The 14006-nt window shown below is 62.8% G+C and carries 11 protein-coding genes and 2 pseudogenes; 6 read left to right on the top strand and 7 right to left on the bottom strand.

Translation table 11 applies throughout. The annotated features are described in order from the left end of the window. Nucleotides 1–7 precede the first annotated feature (7 nt). The gene (locus GJ630_RS01130) at nucleotides 8–1357 is read right to left on the bottom strand and encodes an ABC transporter substrate-binding protein (RefSeq protein ID WP_146417313.1); all 1350 of its coding nucleotides are present in this window, start codon (nucleotides 1355–1357) and stop codon (nucleotides 8–10) included. Between the two features lie 245 nt (nucleotides 1358–1602). On the opposite strand from GJ630_RS01130, the gene GJ630_RS01125 reads away from it, so the two are divergent. Both GJ630_RS01125 and GJ630_RS01120 read left to right on the top strand, forming a co-directional pair. After that, on the top strand, nucleotides 1603–2472 hold the full coding sequence (locus GJ630_RS01125) for an SDR family oxidoreductase (RefSeq protein ID WP_129755077.1): 870 nt from the start codon (nucleotides 1603–1605) through the stop codon (nucleotides 2470–2472). Nucleotides 2473–2615: 143 nt separating this feature from the next. After that, the gene (locus GJ630_RS01120) at nucleotides 2616–4637 is read left to right on the top strand and encodes an AMP-binding protein (RefSeq protein WP_191449260.1); all 2022 of its coding nucleotides are present in this window, start codon (nucleotides 2616–2618) and stop codon (nucleotides 4635–4637) included. Here the strand turns inward: GJ630_RS01120 and GJ630_RS01115 are convergent. After that, nucleotides 4638–5827: pseudogene (locus tag GJ630_RS01115) on the bottom strand (MFS transporter). Nucleotides 5828–6529: 702 nt separating this feature from the next. Beyond that, a complete protein-coding gene (locus GJ630_RS01110; protein ID WP_005534748.1) occupies nucleotides 6530–7507 on the bottom strand; it encodes a phosphoadenosine phosphosulfate reductase family protein in 978 nt (325 codons plus the stop codon). A gap of 136 nt (nucleotides 7508–7643) precedes the next feature. Between GJ630_RS01110 and GJ630_RS01105 the strand changes: the two genes are divergently transcribed. Next, nucleotides 7644–8261 carry a stage II sporulation protein M gene (locus GJ630_RS01105; protein WP_064287965.1) on the top strand — a complete coding sequence of 206 codons (618 nt, stop codon included), beginning with the start codon at nucleotides 7644–7646 and terminating at the stop codon, nucleotides 8259–8261. A gap of 80 nt (nucleotides 8262–8341) precedes the next feature. Here GJ630_RS01105 and GJ630_RS01100 read toward each other — a convergent pair whose 3' ends face one another. Both GJ630_RS01100 and GJ630_RS01095 read right to left on the bottom strand, forming a co-directional pair. Continuing rightward, a complete protein-coding gene (locus GJ630_RS01100) occupies nucleotides 8342–8944 on the bottom strand; it encodes a hypothetical protein (protein WP_008309489.1) in 603 nt (200 codons plus the stop codon). Between the two features lie 195 nt (nucleotides 8945–9139). Beyond that, nucleotides 9140–9471: pseudogene (locus tag GJ630_RS01095) on the bottom strand (2Fe-2S iron-sulfur cluster-binding protein). A gap of 183 nt (nucleotides 9472–9654) precedes the next feature. Here GJ630_RS01095 and GJ630_RS01090 point away from each other — a divergent pair. Both GJ630_RS01090 and GJ630_RS01085 read left to right on the top strand, forming a co-directional pair. Next, complete coding sequence (locus GJ630_RS01090; RefSeq protein WP_191449259.1) at nucleotides 9655–11073, top strand: geranylgeranyl reductase family protein; 1419 nt, start codon at nucleotides 9655–9657, stop codon at nucleotides 11071–11073. Nucleotides 11074–11316: 243 nt separating this feature from the next. Further along, nucleotides 11317–11769, top strand: coding sequence for a type IV pilin (locus GJ630_RS01085; protein ID WP_079980830.1), 453 nt, complete (start codon nucleotides 11317–11319; stop codon nucleotides 11767–11769). 5 nt (nucleotides 11770–11774) lie between these two features. On the opposite strand, the gene GJ630_RS01080 is transcribed toward GJ630_RS01085, so the two are convergent. Together GJ630_RS01080 and GJ630_RS01075 are read right to left on the bottom strand one after the other, a co-directional pair. Next, complete coding sequence (locus tag GJ630_RS01080; RefSeq protein ID WP_050037956.1) at nucleotides 11775–13046, bottom strand: amidohydrolase; 1272 nt, start codon at nucleotides 13044–13046, stop codon at nucleotides 11775–11777. Nucleotides 13047–13110: 64 nt separating this feature from the next. Beyond that, nucleotides 13111–13443, bottom strand: a complete 333-nt coding sequence (locus GJ630_RS01075; protein WP_008309480.1) for an uS10/mL48 family ribosomal protein — start codon at nucleotides 13441–13443, stop codon at nucleotides 13111–13113. Between the two features lie 95 nt (nucleotides 13444–13538). Between GJ630_RS01075 and GJ630_RS01070 the strand changes: the two genes are divergently transcribed. Next, nucleotides 13539–13970, top strand: a complete 432-nt coding sequence (locus GJ630_RS01070) for a bis(5'-nucleosyl)-tetraphosphatase (RefSeq protein WP_008309479.1) — start codon at nucleotides 13539–13541, stop codon at nucleotides 13968–13970. Nucleotides 13971–14006 lie beyond the last annotated feature (36 nt).

Here is a 14006-nt window from a genome sequence, read left to right as displayed (position 1 = left end):
CTCGGTATCAGGCGCTCCAGCTGTCCAGCCAGTCGCTGCCGGTGACGCCCGGCGGCGGCGCGGTCTCGGTCGCCGCGTAGGTGTTCACGTCGTTGAGCCTGGCCGCCCCGAGGTCGTCATCATACACCATCTGGCCGGCGAAGGAGTTCGACGCGCCCTGATGGTCCTCGGCGATGTTGTGGTAGCCGGCCGGCGTAAAGAAGCCGTGGCCCTCCAGAACCTGTGCGATCTGCTCCTGGCTGGGGTAGGTCCCAAGCAGGTCGATAGCCTTCTCGACGGCCGTCGCCCACGCGGTGACCGCGCCGTAGCCGCTCATGTAGTGAGCCGTCGGGACCGTCACGCCCTCTTGCTGTGTCGCGGCGTCGAACAGCTCCCGGCCGGGCTGCCAGTTGCCCAGCGCCGGCTTCCCCCAGTAGTAGTTGCGCGACCCGGAGTAGATATCCGCCCCGGCCAGCGCGTCGCCCGGTACGTCGCCGGCCGCGCTGTACAGCGTCGTGCCGAACACCGTCGTGTTCTCGAACATGTCGTTGGCGTTCGCTTGTCGCACGAATGTCGTCACGTCGCCGCCCCACAGGCTGGAGAAGGTCACGTCCGGCTCCTCGTTGTTGATCGAGGTGATGTGGTTCGACATGTCGCTGGCTCCGAGTTCCGGGAACCCCTCGTAGACGATTTCGGCGTCCGTGAGTTTCTGGATTGCCTGCGTGAACACCCGCATCTCGTCCTCGCCGAAGGAGTAGCCGGGGTTGACCCCGGCGACGGTCGAGATGTTGTCCGCACCGATGCGCTCGACGGCCTCGCGGGCCATCGTCACCACCTCCATGATGTCGTAGTTCTGGAAACGGAAGGAGTAGGTCGGGTCAGGGACGGTCTCCTCGTAGAGCGTCGTCACCGTCCCGTCGGTGCTGACGTTGATGATCTCGTTTTTCTCGACTTCGGGGGCGATCTGGCTGTGCGTGCCGCTGGAAATCGGGCCGAACGTGACCTCTTTTCCCTCCTCGATGAACTGGTTGTAGCTGTCGAGCGGGTTCGACCCCTCGTTGACGACGTCCAGTTCGATTTCGCGTTGTCCACCGACACCGCCCGCTTCGTTGATGCGCTGGACGGCGAGTTCGGCCCCGCGCTGGGCCTGGATACCGAGTACGCCCGGTGCGCCACGCGTGAACGTCAACAACCCGGCCTGTATCGGGTCGTCGGAGATATCGCCACCGGACTGCCCGCCCTGGTCCGCTGTTTCACCGTCGCTCAGCAGCGTCGAGCAGCCAGCGAGTGCTGCGGCGACGGCCGAGCCGCCGACGGCGGAGAGCAGTTGTCGCCTGCCGATGCCACCAGTGTCATGGTCCGTTGTCGTTTGTTCCATAGGTGTGTCCCAATACGCCCCGGATGAGTCCGGGATGTCTGGTCACGCGGTGTGTGCCACGCTCACAGGGATGACTGATTCTTCCGACGTAACCCCCGAATAACGGGAGGTTTACACGTAAACCACGTCGTCGGTGAGACAGCGGAGCAGCGTTCTCGCGCCGGGCTGTGACAGCACCACACGGTCAGTCGGGTATACATGTCAACCCGCCCCTATTCGGACATGTCTAGAGAACGTGTGACTGAATGGCATCCAGCACCTCTCACGAACGGCTCGAAGTCGAATCCATCGACGAGTCCTCGATCCTGTTCGTCGACGACCATCACTACACCGAAGACACCGTCTGTCTGGTGACCGGCGGCGGCTCGGGTATCGGTCGGGCGACGGCGCTGGCGATGGCCGCCAACGGGGTGACCGCCGTCGCCACCGATATCGACGAGGATGGCCTCGCCGAAGTCGCGGCGACCGCGGCGGACCTCGACCTTGATGGGGCCGTCGAGACCGTGGCCGGCGACCTCGCGAACGACGCGGATATCGAGTCCATCGTCGAGACCGCGGCCTCCCACGGCACCATACGGTATCTCGCGAACATCGCCGGCCTCCAGCACATCGACGCCATCGAGGACTTCCCGATGGAGACGTACGACCAGATGCACGACGTAATGCTTCGCGCGCCGCTCGCGCTGTCGAAGCGCGTCATCCCTCACATCCGCGGGACCGACGACGGCGTAGGTGCCATCGGGAACATGGCATCGGTCCACGGCCATTACGTTACCTCGGATAAGGTGGCCTACAACGTCTCGAAGTTCGGCCTGCGGGGACTGACACAGTCTATCGCCGCGGAAGGCGGTGACGGGCTCCGTGGGTTCTCTATCAGTACCGGCTACGTCAAGACGCCGCTGGTGGTCGACCAGATTCCCGACACCGCCGAGCAACGTGGCATCAGCGTCGACGAGGTCATCGACGACGTGATGCTGGGCCAGGCGCGGGTCAAAGAGATGATGGACCCCATTGACGTGGCGAACCTCTTCGTGTTCGGGCTCTCGACACACGCCGACCATCTCAACGGCGGGGACCTGCTGTTCGACGGCGGCATGACAACGACCTACGAGTGAGACAGTGGTGTGTGGACATGCACTGTCCCTGCGCCACACACAAGCGACGCGGAGTCGGGCTACCCCGACCGACCAACGGACGCACGGGGCAGCGGCGGTACGAGTTTATACCAGACGGCCAAACACTACGGAATACTGACGCTATGAGTGAACAAGACCACGTAGACTCCATCGTCCACGAACCGAGCCACGCGTTCGTCGAGTCGACGAACGTCTGGGAGTTCATGCAGGAATACGACATCGACAACTACGACGAACTCATCGAGCGAACGACCACGGACCTGCCAGAGGAACCAGAATCCGGCGTCGAGTGGTTCTGGGACCTGCTCCCGGAGTACCTCGACATCGAGTTCTTCGACGCGTACGACGAAGTCCGAGACGATAGTGAGGGACCACAGTTCACCGACTGGTACCCCGGCGGGACCATCAACGCCGCCCACAACGTTCTAGACCGCCACGCTGCGCGGGACAGCCCGACTCGAAACACAGTCGCGCTCATCTGGGAGGGTGAACCCGGCGACGTTCGGGAGGTCACGTACCACGAACTGAACCGGCAGGCCAGCAAGGTGGCGAACTACCTGGAATCCGTCGGCGTCGGCACCGGCGACACTGTCGGCCTGTACATGCCGATGGTCCCCGAGGTGGCGTCGATACTGTACGGCTGTCTCAAGGTCGGCGCGATCGCCGTGCCGATCTTCTCCGGGTTCGGCGTCGACGCGACGGCGACCCGCATCGCCGATGCCGAGTGCTCCGTCCTGTTCACTGGTGACGGCTTCTATCGCCGGGGCTCCGGGGTCCACCTCAAGGGGAGCGCTGACGAGGCAATCAAGCAGGCCGGCGAGGAATTGGGAACGACGCCGGTCGAACACACCGTCGTCTACGACCGCCTCGGCGTCGCCGACGACCCCGACGAGACGATTCGCTGGACCCGCCGCGACGAGTGGTGGGACGAAGCGATAGAGACCGCCGACGACGAGTACGCGGCGAAGGAACTCCCGAGCAACCAGGAGTCGATGCTGCTGTACTCCTCCGGGACGACCGGGAAACCGAAGGGCATCGTCCACACGCACGCCGGCGCACTCATGCAGGCGGCCAAGGAGATCTACTTCGGCTTCGACCACAAGCCAAGCGACCGTTTCTTCTGGGTGAGCGACATCGGCTGGATGATGGGGCCCTGGACGCTGCTCGGGAACCACGCCTTCGGCGGCACCGTCTTCATGTACGAGGGTGCGCCGGACCACCCCGAACCGGACCGCTTCTGGGAGATGATCGACCGCCACGACATCACCACGTTCGGCGTCTCGCCGACCGCAATACGGGCACTCCGAAAGAAAGGGGACGAGTGGCTGGAGGGCCACGACCTCTCCAGCCTCCGGTTGCTGGGCTCGACCGGCGAACCCTGGGACCCCGAGAGCTGGCAGTGGTTCTACGAGCACGTCGGCAACGAGGACTGCCCAATCATCAATATCTCCGGCGGGACCGAGATCATGGGCTGCTTTCTCATGCCGATGCCGATTCAATCGCTCAAACCCTGCACACTCGGCGGTCCGGGACTGGGGATGGACATCGACATCGTTGATTCCGATGGCGAATCGATAGCCGACACCCACGAGCGCGGCTATCTGGTCGCCAGGGACTCTTGCCCGTCGATGACCCGGTCGCTCTGGTCGGGCGACGACCGCTACCTGCATGAGTACTGGTCGACCTGGGACGACGTCTGGGACCACGGCGACTGGGCGCAGAAAGACGAGGACGGTCTCTGGTTCCTCCACGGCCGGGCCGACGACGTGCTCAACGTCGCCGGGCGGAAGGTCGGACCGGCGGAGGTCGAGGGTGCGGCGATGGAACACGACGCCGTCAATCAGGCCGCCGCCGTCGGTGCGCCGGACGACACCACCGGCACTGCCGTCGTCCTCTACGCCGTGCTGGAACCCGGCTACGAACCCGACGACGACCTCCGGGACGACATCCGCGCCGCCGTCGGCGAGGAACTCGGCAAGCCGTTCCGGCCCCGAGAAGTACTGTTCGTCGATGAGTTCCCCAAGACCCAGAGCGGGAAAATAATCCGCCGGGCAATCGCCGGCGTCTACCGCGGCGAGGACCTGGGCGACATGTCCAGCATCGAGAACCCGGACGCACTGGACGAGGTCCGCGAGGCGTCGTAGTCAGCCCCCGACGGCGTCCTCGGCCGGCTTCTCCAGCCGGAGCAATCCAGGGAGCGCCAGCACCGCGAGGACGACTTCTGTCCCGCCGGCGACAAAGAACGCGACTGCGTAGCCGAAGGCTCCCGCGACGGTACCGCCGATGAGGATGCCGGCGAGGAAGCCGACGCTACCGAAGATGTTGAACCCGGCCATAGCGGTCCCGCGCTCCGTCTCGCCGGCGAGGTCCGAAACGAGCGCCATTGTCGCCGGAGCCATCAGTGCGCCGATGACACCGGTCAGTACCATCCCCGCACCGGCGATGGTCACCGTCGGCGCTTGCCCGACGCCGATAACGGTGAGCCCGTACAGTACCGATCCGGCGACGATGGGTGCGGTTCGACCGATGCGGTCCGAGAGCACGCCGAAGGGGTACTGCAGGAGGGCGAACGGCGCGAAAAACAGCGCCAGCATGACGCCGGTTTCGCCGGGTCCCAGTTGGAACGTCTCCCTGAAGTACAGGGTTCCGACAAGCGCGAAAAATCCCGCGGTGAGCCGGTCGATGAACCCGAAGGCGTACGGCACGCCGAGGGTCGGTCGCTGTTTGAGCCCGGACACGGTCGCAGCCAGGCCCGACCGCCCGTCCGACGGTGCGCGGTCGGTCACGAGCAGGGCGGCCACTGCGACGACGAGCGACAACGCGCTCGCCACGTACAGCGGGAGCGTGGTCTGGATTTCGTACAGTTGGCCGCCCAGTGGCGCACCGAGCGCCGTTCCACTGCCGATAGCGATGCCTGCCGCCCCCATGTTCTTGCCGTGGCCGCCGCCGAGATCCATCAGCATCGTCATCGCCAGCGAGAACGCCGCGATGGTGGCTCCGCCCTGAAGCGCTCGCAGGACCAGCACGCCGGCAAACGGGAGCGAGACAGCGCCGGGGAGCCACGCGATGAGGGCGTACAGCACTGCGCCGGCGCCCGCCCCGCCGATGATGAACGGCGTGCGCCGTCCGGTGGCGTCGCTGAGCACGCCCCATACGCCAGCGAAGACGACGAAAGCCCCGAACTCAGCGGCCAGGAACCACATGCTCGCGTTCAGGTCCGTCGTCGCACCCAGCGACCGGACGAGCCTGTCGACACCCGGATACAGCAAGACCTGCGCCAGTAAAACGGCGAAGATACGCCCGCGAGAACGCCCCGGTCTGTGCGGTCCGTCACAGACAACGGATACAGCGAGCCGAGAAAAATAGATGTCGACCCGAATACGTGACGCTAATCGTAGGATTCCACAACTATCTACCACAGAACGTCGCAGCCGCTAACTCGGGCCAAACCGCCTTACTCAGCGCTATGCGGCGGAACGAAACCGCAGTCCGAACAGCCGTTGTGCTTCGTCGTCTGGTAACTCAGTTCCGCCCCGCAGTTTGGACAGTTATACTGGTCTGAACTCATTCACCTACTCGTATTGTTCGACAGTACCTAAACCTTTTCTCGACAATCGTCTATAACGTTTTTTCGGCCGCGTTACGGGACGTAGCGAGGCTTAGACTGCAATCAACCGGCTTGTGGGACGGATAATTGCATCGTTCAGAAAGGATGAACAAGGGTCTAAAACGGGTATTGGTCGCCGCCTGTAGCCGTTGCCGCGCACATAACGGCAGCCGTGTCCACTCTGTGCGTTCGACCACACCGGGTTCGGGATTGCTGCCGGCGCGGAATACATCGACTCCTGTCGAAGTGTTAGAGTGACAATATTCAGTGCTGATAGGGGCTTCTGTGCTCCGGGGGTCAGCTACCGGCGACCACTCGTCTCGGTCGACAGGCGGATTCGGCCGTGTATTTACTGTTTGTCGTGGCGAACGTCGCTACTGAGACAGCAAGAGAAACAGCGATACGGAACCGGCGTCGTTCCGTGGCCGTTTACATGTAGCCGAGGTCGCGCAGGCGCTCCATCAGGTCTTCCTTGTCCTGGGCGCGGCCGGCGCGCTCGGTCGTGTTCGCCATGTCCTGCAGCCAAGCGGGCTCTTCGGCGGACTTGTCGGTGCTGACCTCGCTCCCGAGCGAACGGAATCCGGCGAAGTACTTCGGCGAGACCGGCACGTCTTCCTTCTCGATGCCCTCAGGCAGGTCGTCCTGTCCCTGCGGGACGTAGCCGTCGTCCGGGTAGCCCTCGACGGTGTCCGGGACGACGAAGTTCCAGAAGGCCTCCCACACGTCGGCTTCCGCGAACTGGAGAATCGACTGGATGCGGTCGTGCGGCGGGTAGATGTCCGGGTCGTGACGCGGCGAGAAGAACGTCTCGTCGGCGCGGGACTCCTGCTCGTCCCAGCGGATGCCCGACAGGATGCCGTCGACGTCGTGCTCCTCGATAGTGTCGTTGAGCGCCACCGTCTTCAGGAGGTGGTTGCCGACGTAGGTGTCGAGCAGGAACGGGAACGTGTCCTCCTCGTATTCGAGGATGTTCCGAATGTGGTGCTGGTTGTGCTCAGAGAGTTCGTCGACGGGGATGTCGTCACCCGGTTCGAGGCCGTTTTCGTCGACGTAGTTGCCCACGTCCTCGTTGCGCGCCCAGATGACGTCGAGGTCCCACTCGTCGGCCCAGTGTTCGACGAAGTCGATGAGTTCGTCGAAGTGCTGATAGTGGTCGATGAAGACGACCGGGGGTACTTCGAGGTCGAAGCGCTCGGCGACTTCCTTGACGAAGTACAGCGTCAGCGTCGAGTCCTTGCCGCCGGTCCACATCACGACAGGGTTCTCGTACTCTTCGAGGCCGGTCTTCGTGACCTCGATTGCCTTCTCGATCTTGTGGTTGACAGTCGGGTACTCTTCGGGGTCTTCGCCTTCCCCGTCAGTGTAATCAACGTCCAGATAGTCCGGGAACTCTGCTGATTCGGACATAGTGTAATGAGATATAATTACGAGTGCCAAGTACTTTTTGGATGGCCGACAGGTGTGTGAGGCGGTGGCAAATAAAACGGCGGCCGCGCCCGTTCAGGTCACTCGGGTTTTTTGCTGCCGGCGCGAAAGGCGTGGTATGGACGACCGCCCAACCCTCCCGGCTCGCCTCTTTCACCGCTGGCTGTTGCGCTATGTCCCTGTAGCCGCGCTGATCCTGATAGTCAGTGGACTCCTCGGGTACGGACTCGGCAGTCAGGTACCCGCCGAGTGGCTTCAGAACCCCGGAACGACCGGCGAGAATCCCTTCATGCCGGCTGAGCTCACGACAGTCTCTCTGACCGTTAACAACCTCGGGGCGTTGCTCGTGATGGCACTCGGCGCTATCTCGCTCGGTTCGATGACGGTCCTGTCGCTCGTCTTGAACGGCCTGCTCATCGGGGTCGTCGTCGGTATCGCACTCAAGCAGGTCTCGCCCGTCGTCGTCGCCGCACTCATCGTCCCACACGGCCTCATCGAGATCCCCGCACTGCTCATCGTCGCCGCCGTCGGGCTCCGGTTCGGGTGGCGCACGATACAGTACATCCGCGGCCGCACGGACGAACTGGTCACCGGACAGGATCTCCGGGAAGCCGGCTGGCTGCTTGCGACGGCCGCCGTACTAATCGTGATTGCGGCCTACATCGAAGCGAACCTCACCATTGAAATCGCATCACGGTTTACCGACGCCGACCTCTCAGGTATCGCGTCGGCGTAGCGACTTGAACTGGCCGCTATACGGCGTTGAGCTACGGCTCGGCAAAATTGAATCCGTGACCGGACGCTCCGCAGGCTGCGTTACGAGATGAACTCGTTGTCGCGCCAGTTGACGCCCTCTTCTTCCTCGCCGTCGCGGGGCTCCTCTGCAACGTTTATCGCAGCGGGTCGCTCTTCCCCATCGACGATGCGAACGGCTTCGAGTTCCTCGTCGACCGCCGCAATCGCCGTCAACGTTCCTTTCTCAGCGACTTTCGCGACCTCACACAGGACCTCGAACATCGCGTACTGGAGCGCTGTGTTCTGGAGCACGGTCTCGCGGTCGCCCTTGAAGCAGGCGTACTCAACGAGTTCGGACTCGATTTCTTCCTCTTCCTCTTCGAGTGCGCCCCACTGGGGGCCACCGCCGGAACTCCCGGTACTCGCGGCCCCGGGCGGTCCCATCTCGTCGGGGTCTTCCTCGTACACCCGATTCTCCGTGACGCTGGCCTTGAGCTGGGCCGTCGGGGTGTACTTACTCATGGAGTCGTCTTTGGCGACAGCGCTGACGATTAGCGTATTGTTTCGACGGGTGATGTCGATGTCAGCGATTTCGGGGGGAAGGTCCGGATCCTCGAAGAAATCGTAGGCGTCTTCCAGTGGCAGTTCAAGTGTCGAGTGAAGTCTGTATACGCGGCTGGTCATGGTTGGGGAAGCGTGTATCAGTCGTCGAAGGCCGTCCGCTGACGCTGTAGTCACTACTCTATAGGGGCCACTTGCTTATATGACCTGTCCTTCATTCGCGGTTTCACCGCTCTATATCAGGCAATATATCAGGCGTATGTTAAAGGTATTTACAGACCTTCTAGCAGGCTATATGGTAGTGGTATTCAGTGCCTACTAGTCGTCCGCAGGCGTGGGATCGCCGTCCTCCAGGTCGACATCCGCTTCAATACTGGGCGGGTACTTCCCGCGGTCGAGTTTCAGGTCCGACTGCGGCCGCGCCATGCAAGTCAGTGCGTAGTCCTCCCGTTCCCGGTCGGTCAGTCCGCGGGCGGCAGGCTGGGTAACCGACCCCTCGACAATCTTCGCCGAGCAGGCAGGCACATCCCCACGCGGCAGGAGTACTCCTGGGCGATACCCTCCTCGATACACCGCGAGAGAATCGTCTCCTTCTCGGAGACGGTGATTTCCTCGCCCGTCCCCACGAACGTCACCGTGTACTCGGTCATGCTCGGCCCTTTGACACCCCCCAGCAAAACTCTTTATCACCGCTGTCCCGGAGTGAAACGGACCGCTGTCCGTCAATGCCGCATGACGCACCCGTAGTCGGCTGTGCATCGCAGAAACAGTTATAGCAGTGCGTAAAACCGATAGTCGGAATAATTTTCTCTCTCCGGGCAGGACGGGAGTGCATGACCACACACCAGGACGGCAACGCCGGCGGAGCGTCGGCGACTGCACGGACCGTTTCCGTGGACGTTGTCGTCGTCGGGGCCGGGACATCCGGCTGTTACGCCGCAGCGACCGTTGCGGACGCGGGCTACGACGTCGTCGTCGTAGAGCGAAAGGACGAGACCGAGGCCGGCCACATCGCCTGCGGGGACGCGCTCAAGGGAGCCAGCGACTTCCCTGAAGCGATTCCGAAGTCACAGCTCGAACCGGCGTTTACCAACACCGATGTCGACCACGGCCGGTTCGAGATTCCACAGGAGGACACCGTTCTCGAAATTCCCGTGCCGGGCGAACTCGCCGTCATCGACCGCTGGGAGTACGGTCGCTGTCTCATCGAGGGTGCAAACGACAGCGGTGTGGAGTTCCACTACGACACGGTCGTTCAGGACGTGTTGCAGGACGACAGCGGCCGCGTGACAGGCGTGAAAGCCATGCGGAAAGGCGACCCCGTCACATACGAGGGTGACATGGTCATCGACGGGGCCGGCGCGCTCTCGATTCTGCAGGACAAGACCGACCTCGAAGACGCGACCTTCGACACGAACGTCCAGTACTCGCAGTTCTGTTCGGCCTACCGGGAGATTATCGAGGTTGACGAGCCGGTCGAGTGGGACGACGCGCTCGTGTTCAAGCCGACCGAGCGCTCCGCCGGCTACCTCTGGTACTTCCCGCGTACGGACACGGAGATCAACGCCGGCCTCGGTTTCCAGATGAACGAGGAGCCGATGGAACTGGTCGACGACCTCAAGCGCGACCTGCAGGGCCGAAGCGAGTTCAAGGGCGCGGAGGTACAGGATAAACTCGGCGCTGCGCTGCCGACGCGCCGGCCATACGACTCCGCCGTCGCGCCCGGATTCATGGCCGTCGGGGATGCCGCTGGACACGTCAATCCAACCACCGGCGGCGGTATCGCCGGTGCGGCCTACGCCGGGACCTACGCCGCCGAACAGGCAATCGAGGCTATCGAATCCGGCCGGACGGACGACGAAGCCGCGCTCTGGGAGTACAACGAGCGCGTGATGGAGCACTTCGGCGCCCGGTACGCGGCGCTTGACGTGTACAACATCTTCACCACCGCCTACGACGTCGACGACCTGATGGCGCTGCTGGCCGCGTTACCCGGCGAGAAGCTCGCCGAGGCGCTGTACGGCGGCTCGACCAGTATCGGGCTCGGACTCAAAATCAAGATGGCAGTCAAGAGCATCGGCCACTTGGGGACCATCCGGGACCTCTACCAGACGAAGAAAGCTGCCGACCGGCTGCTGGACCATTACCAATCCTACCCCAGCGACCGCAGCGGCTTCGAGGCCTGGCAGCGCGAGCGTGATTCGATTATGGACGATATCTACGAAGTCACTGGCGCAGAGCCCAAGTACTGATTCCGCGGCTCGTTGCGTTTTCCGTTTGATTCTGATATTCTGGCGCGGGGTTGCCAGCAGCAGCGACGGCGTTTCGAACAGCTATTCGGATAGTAGTTGCTGAAATCATGAACTATAGTTCTGAACAACAAGTTTTATTATTTAACAACATGATATCAAAATGAAGTCACACTGGGGTCGGTCGACCGGGGGGTCACCGAGACGGAGACAGCGTGTCGACCGTCGCCCGAGTGGGGGTCAATCATGCTAGCACGCAGATTCCAATCCGACGATAGTGCAGTCTCGCCAGTTGTTGGTGTCATTCTAATGGTTGCAATAACAGTGCTGTTGGCGGCGACAGCAGCGACGTTCTTCCTCGATTTCGGTTCTGGGAGTCTCGGCCAAAGCGCGCCACAGGCGGCGTTTACGTTCGATTACGACGCGGGTAGTCCCGACAGCCTGACAATCGAGCACCGGAGCGGCGACTCTATTCAAGCCGGGAATCTGTACATCACCGTTAGCGGGGCTTCAACCGCCAACGGACAGCACGATTTCCCGAGTCTCGGCGGCGCACCGGCGGCCGGTTCGGAAATCACAGCCGGGTCGAAGGTGACGTTTTCGAAGGCCGCTGATCTCTCGGATGCGACGGTCACGCTGAACTGGAAGTCGCCGGATAGCGGCAAATCGATCCAACTCGCCAGCTGGGAAGCGCCGTAGCGTATTCACTCACTCAGTTGGCTAATCGCTTTACTGACGACATCGATACCGATTGCCAGTGAATTCTCGTCGACGTCGAACGTGGGCGTGTGGTGGCCGCCGGGGTGGTCGGTCCCGATACCGACGAACGTCGCCGTCCCGCTGCGGCCCTGGACGCGGTCCATCAGATAGGTCGCGTCCTCGCTCCCACCGAGGTCGTCGGTCCGAAGGCGGCTTGTGACGCCGGGAACTGATTCTGCTGCGTCGTACACTACACCCGCAAGCGCGTCGTCGCTCACCGCACTCGGCGCTTCTGCGGTCGTCTCGACAGCGACTTCGCAGTCGTGCATCTCGGCCGCGGACGACATGACGGTGTCCGCCCGTTCGCTCATGTATTCCTTGAGCGAGGTCGTCTCACCCCGGACTTCTCCTTCCAGCGTCGCTTCCTCGGGGACGATGTTCGTGGCTGTGCCACCCTCGACGACCCCGGCGTTGACCCGGGTCGCGCCGTCGCCGTGCCGTCGAATCGCGTGAAGGTTCTGGACGGCAGTCGCCAACGCTTGTACGGCGTCCCGTCCCTGTGCGGGATGCCCTCCAGCGTGCGCCGTCTCGCCGGTGAACGTCGCCTCGAACTGCCGAACCGCGAGGAAGCCGCCGACGCCGGCGACGATCTCACCGGTCGGATGATCGAGACCGATATGTATCGCCAGCAAGTGGTCCACGTCATCCAGATGTCCACTCTCGGCGACGGCCTTCCCGCCGCCGATAACCTCTTCGGCCGGCTGGAAGACGACTTTGAACGTCCCCTTGAAATCACTCTCTTTCACTGCCTCCAGCACGCCAAGGCCAATCGTCGCGTGGGCGTCGTGCCCGCAGGCGTGCATGTACCCCTCGTTGGCTGAGCGGAACTCCTCCGTCACCGGGGCATGTGCCACGCTGTCTGACTCCGTTATTGGAAGCGCGTCGATGTCGACCCGGAGCGCGACGGTCGGCCCATCGCCCTGTTCGAGCACAGCGAGGGCACCGGTGAATCCCCCAGTGGCGGCCTCCAGCACGTCCTCACGGGCCCCGGCCTCTCGGGCCTTCGCCTGCCAGTCTTCGAGTTCATCAGCGTCCGGGACTGCCATCCGCGCGTCGCCATCCACGACATCCTGACCGAGATGCAACTGGTCGACGCCGATCCGTTCGAGTTCGTCGACGATGCGACTGGTGGTGTAGAACTCCCGCCACGCGGGTTCGGGATAGCTGTGTAAGTCGCGCCGAACGGACCTGAGCCGTTCCTGTTGAGACTCGTTCATGCCGGCGAAACGGGGCACAGCTACTTATACGAATCCACAGGAGCGGACGACAGTCACTCCGGGGCTACGACCCGCTGCCGACCTGCGTCCGCTGTTCGACGCCGGCCTCGACGTGGATGGCGTTCGGGAAGGTTCGCTGAGTAACGTTCCGAGCGAACTCCTCGTACCCGACGATCTCTATCGTTCGGGTGTAGACGGTGTGAGTCCAGGACTCGAAGCGGCCGCCGCTTGGCCCCAGTGACTTCGACTGAGGAACCCGCAGCTCCTGTGGCTGCTTCGGATGCGGGCCTTTCAGTTCGACCCCCTTCTGTTCGGCGCTCTCTTTGATCTCTGTGACAATGTCCTCGAGGCGGTGTCGGTCCCCACTGGTGAAAGTCAGCGTCGTGACGAAGGGCATCTGTAGACGAACACTCAGCCGCGAGTGACAAAAGGCCATCTGTTTCCGTTGTGTCTCCGATATTCTCTTAAGTAGCGGTGTCATAAAATCCGATAATGATAGAGGCCACGAGCGCGGGAGCCATCCTCTTTCGCGATACGCGTGGCCGGCGGGAGTACCTCCTGCTCAAGAGCCGACCCGGCGATTGGGAGTTCCCCAAGGGCGGCGTCGAGGGCGAGGAAGAGCTCCAGCAGACCGCCATACGCGAAGTGAAAGAGGAGGCCGGCATCGGTGATTTCCGGCTTTTAGACGGGTTCCGCGAAGACTACGACTACGTGTTCGAGGCGAACGGCAACACCATCCACAAGACGGTCCACCTGTTCGTCGCGAAATCGTTCGAAGCGTCAGCCGAACTGTCCACAGAACACCGCGACCTGCAGTGGCGCGACTACGAGCAGGCCATCAACACAGTCACGCAGGACGGCCCCCGCGAGATACTCGAACAGGCAGACGAGTTCCTCGACGAACGAGCGGACGACGAGGAGTAGAGAGAGCGGCGACACTCGGCCGGATTCATCCAGCAC

Source organism: Haloarcula sp. CBA1122, assembly GCF_009741785.1.
GTDB lineage: Archaea > Halobacteriota > Halobacteria > Halobacteriales > Haloarculaceae > Haloarcula > Haloarcula hispanica.
This window is presented reverse-complemented; position numbering and strand designations above follow the sequence as displayed.

Excerpts from the sequence above, each read along its gene's own strand:
- GJ630_RS01130 (WP_146417313.1), bottom strand. The coding sequence starts at position 1,357 with ATGGAACAAACGACAACGGACCATGACACTGGTGGCATCGGCAGGCGA.
- GJ630_RS01125 (WP_129755077.1), top strand. The coding sequence starts at position 1,603 with ATGGCATCCAGCACCTCTCACGAACGGCTCGAAGTCGAATCCATCGAC.
- GJ630_RS01120 (WP_191449260.1), top strand. The coding sequence starts at position 2,616 with ATGAGTGAACAAGACCACGTAGACTCCATCGTCCACGAACCGAGCCAC.
- GJ630_RS01110 (WP_005534748.1), bottom strand. The coding sequence starts at position 7,507 with ATGTCCGAATCAGCAGAGTTCCCGGACTATCTGGACGTTGATTACACT.
- GJ630_RS01105 (WP_064287965.1), top strand. The coding sequence starts at position 7,644 with ATGGACGACCGCCCAACCCTCCCGGCTCGCCTCTTTCACCGCTGGCTG.
- GJ630_RS01100 (WP_008309489.1), bottom strand. The coding sequence starts at position 8,944 with ATGACCAGCCGCGTATACAGACTTCACTCGACACTTGAACTGCCACTG.
- GJ630_RS01090 (WP_191449259.1), top strand. The coding sequence starts at position 9,655 with ATGACCACACACCAGGACGGCAACGCCGGCGGAGCGTCGGCGACTGCA.
- GJ630_RS01085 (WP_079980830.1), top strand. The coding sequence starts at position 11,317 with ATGCTAGCACGCAGATTCCAATCCGACGATAGTGCAGTCTCGCCAGTT.
- GJ630_RS01080 (WP_050037956.1), bottom strand. The coding sequence starts at position 13,046 with ATGAACGAGTCTCAACAGGAACGGCTCAGGTCCGTTCGGCGCGACTTA.
- GJ630_RS01075 (WP_008309480.1), bottom strand. The coding sequence starts at position 13,443 with ATGCCCTTCGTCACGACGCTGACTTTCACCAGTGGGGACCGACACCGC.
- GJ630_RS01070 (WP_008309479.1), top strand. The coding sequence starts at position 13,539 with ATGATAGAGGCCACGAGCGCGGGAGCCATCCTCTTTCGCGATACGCGT.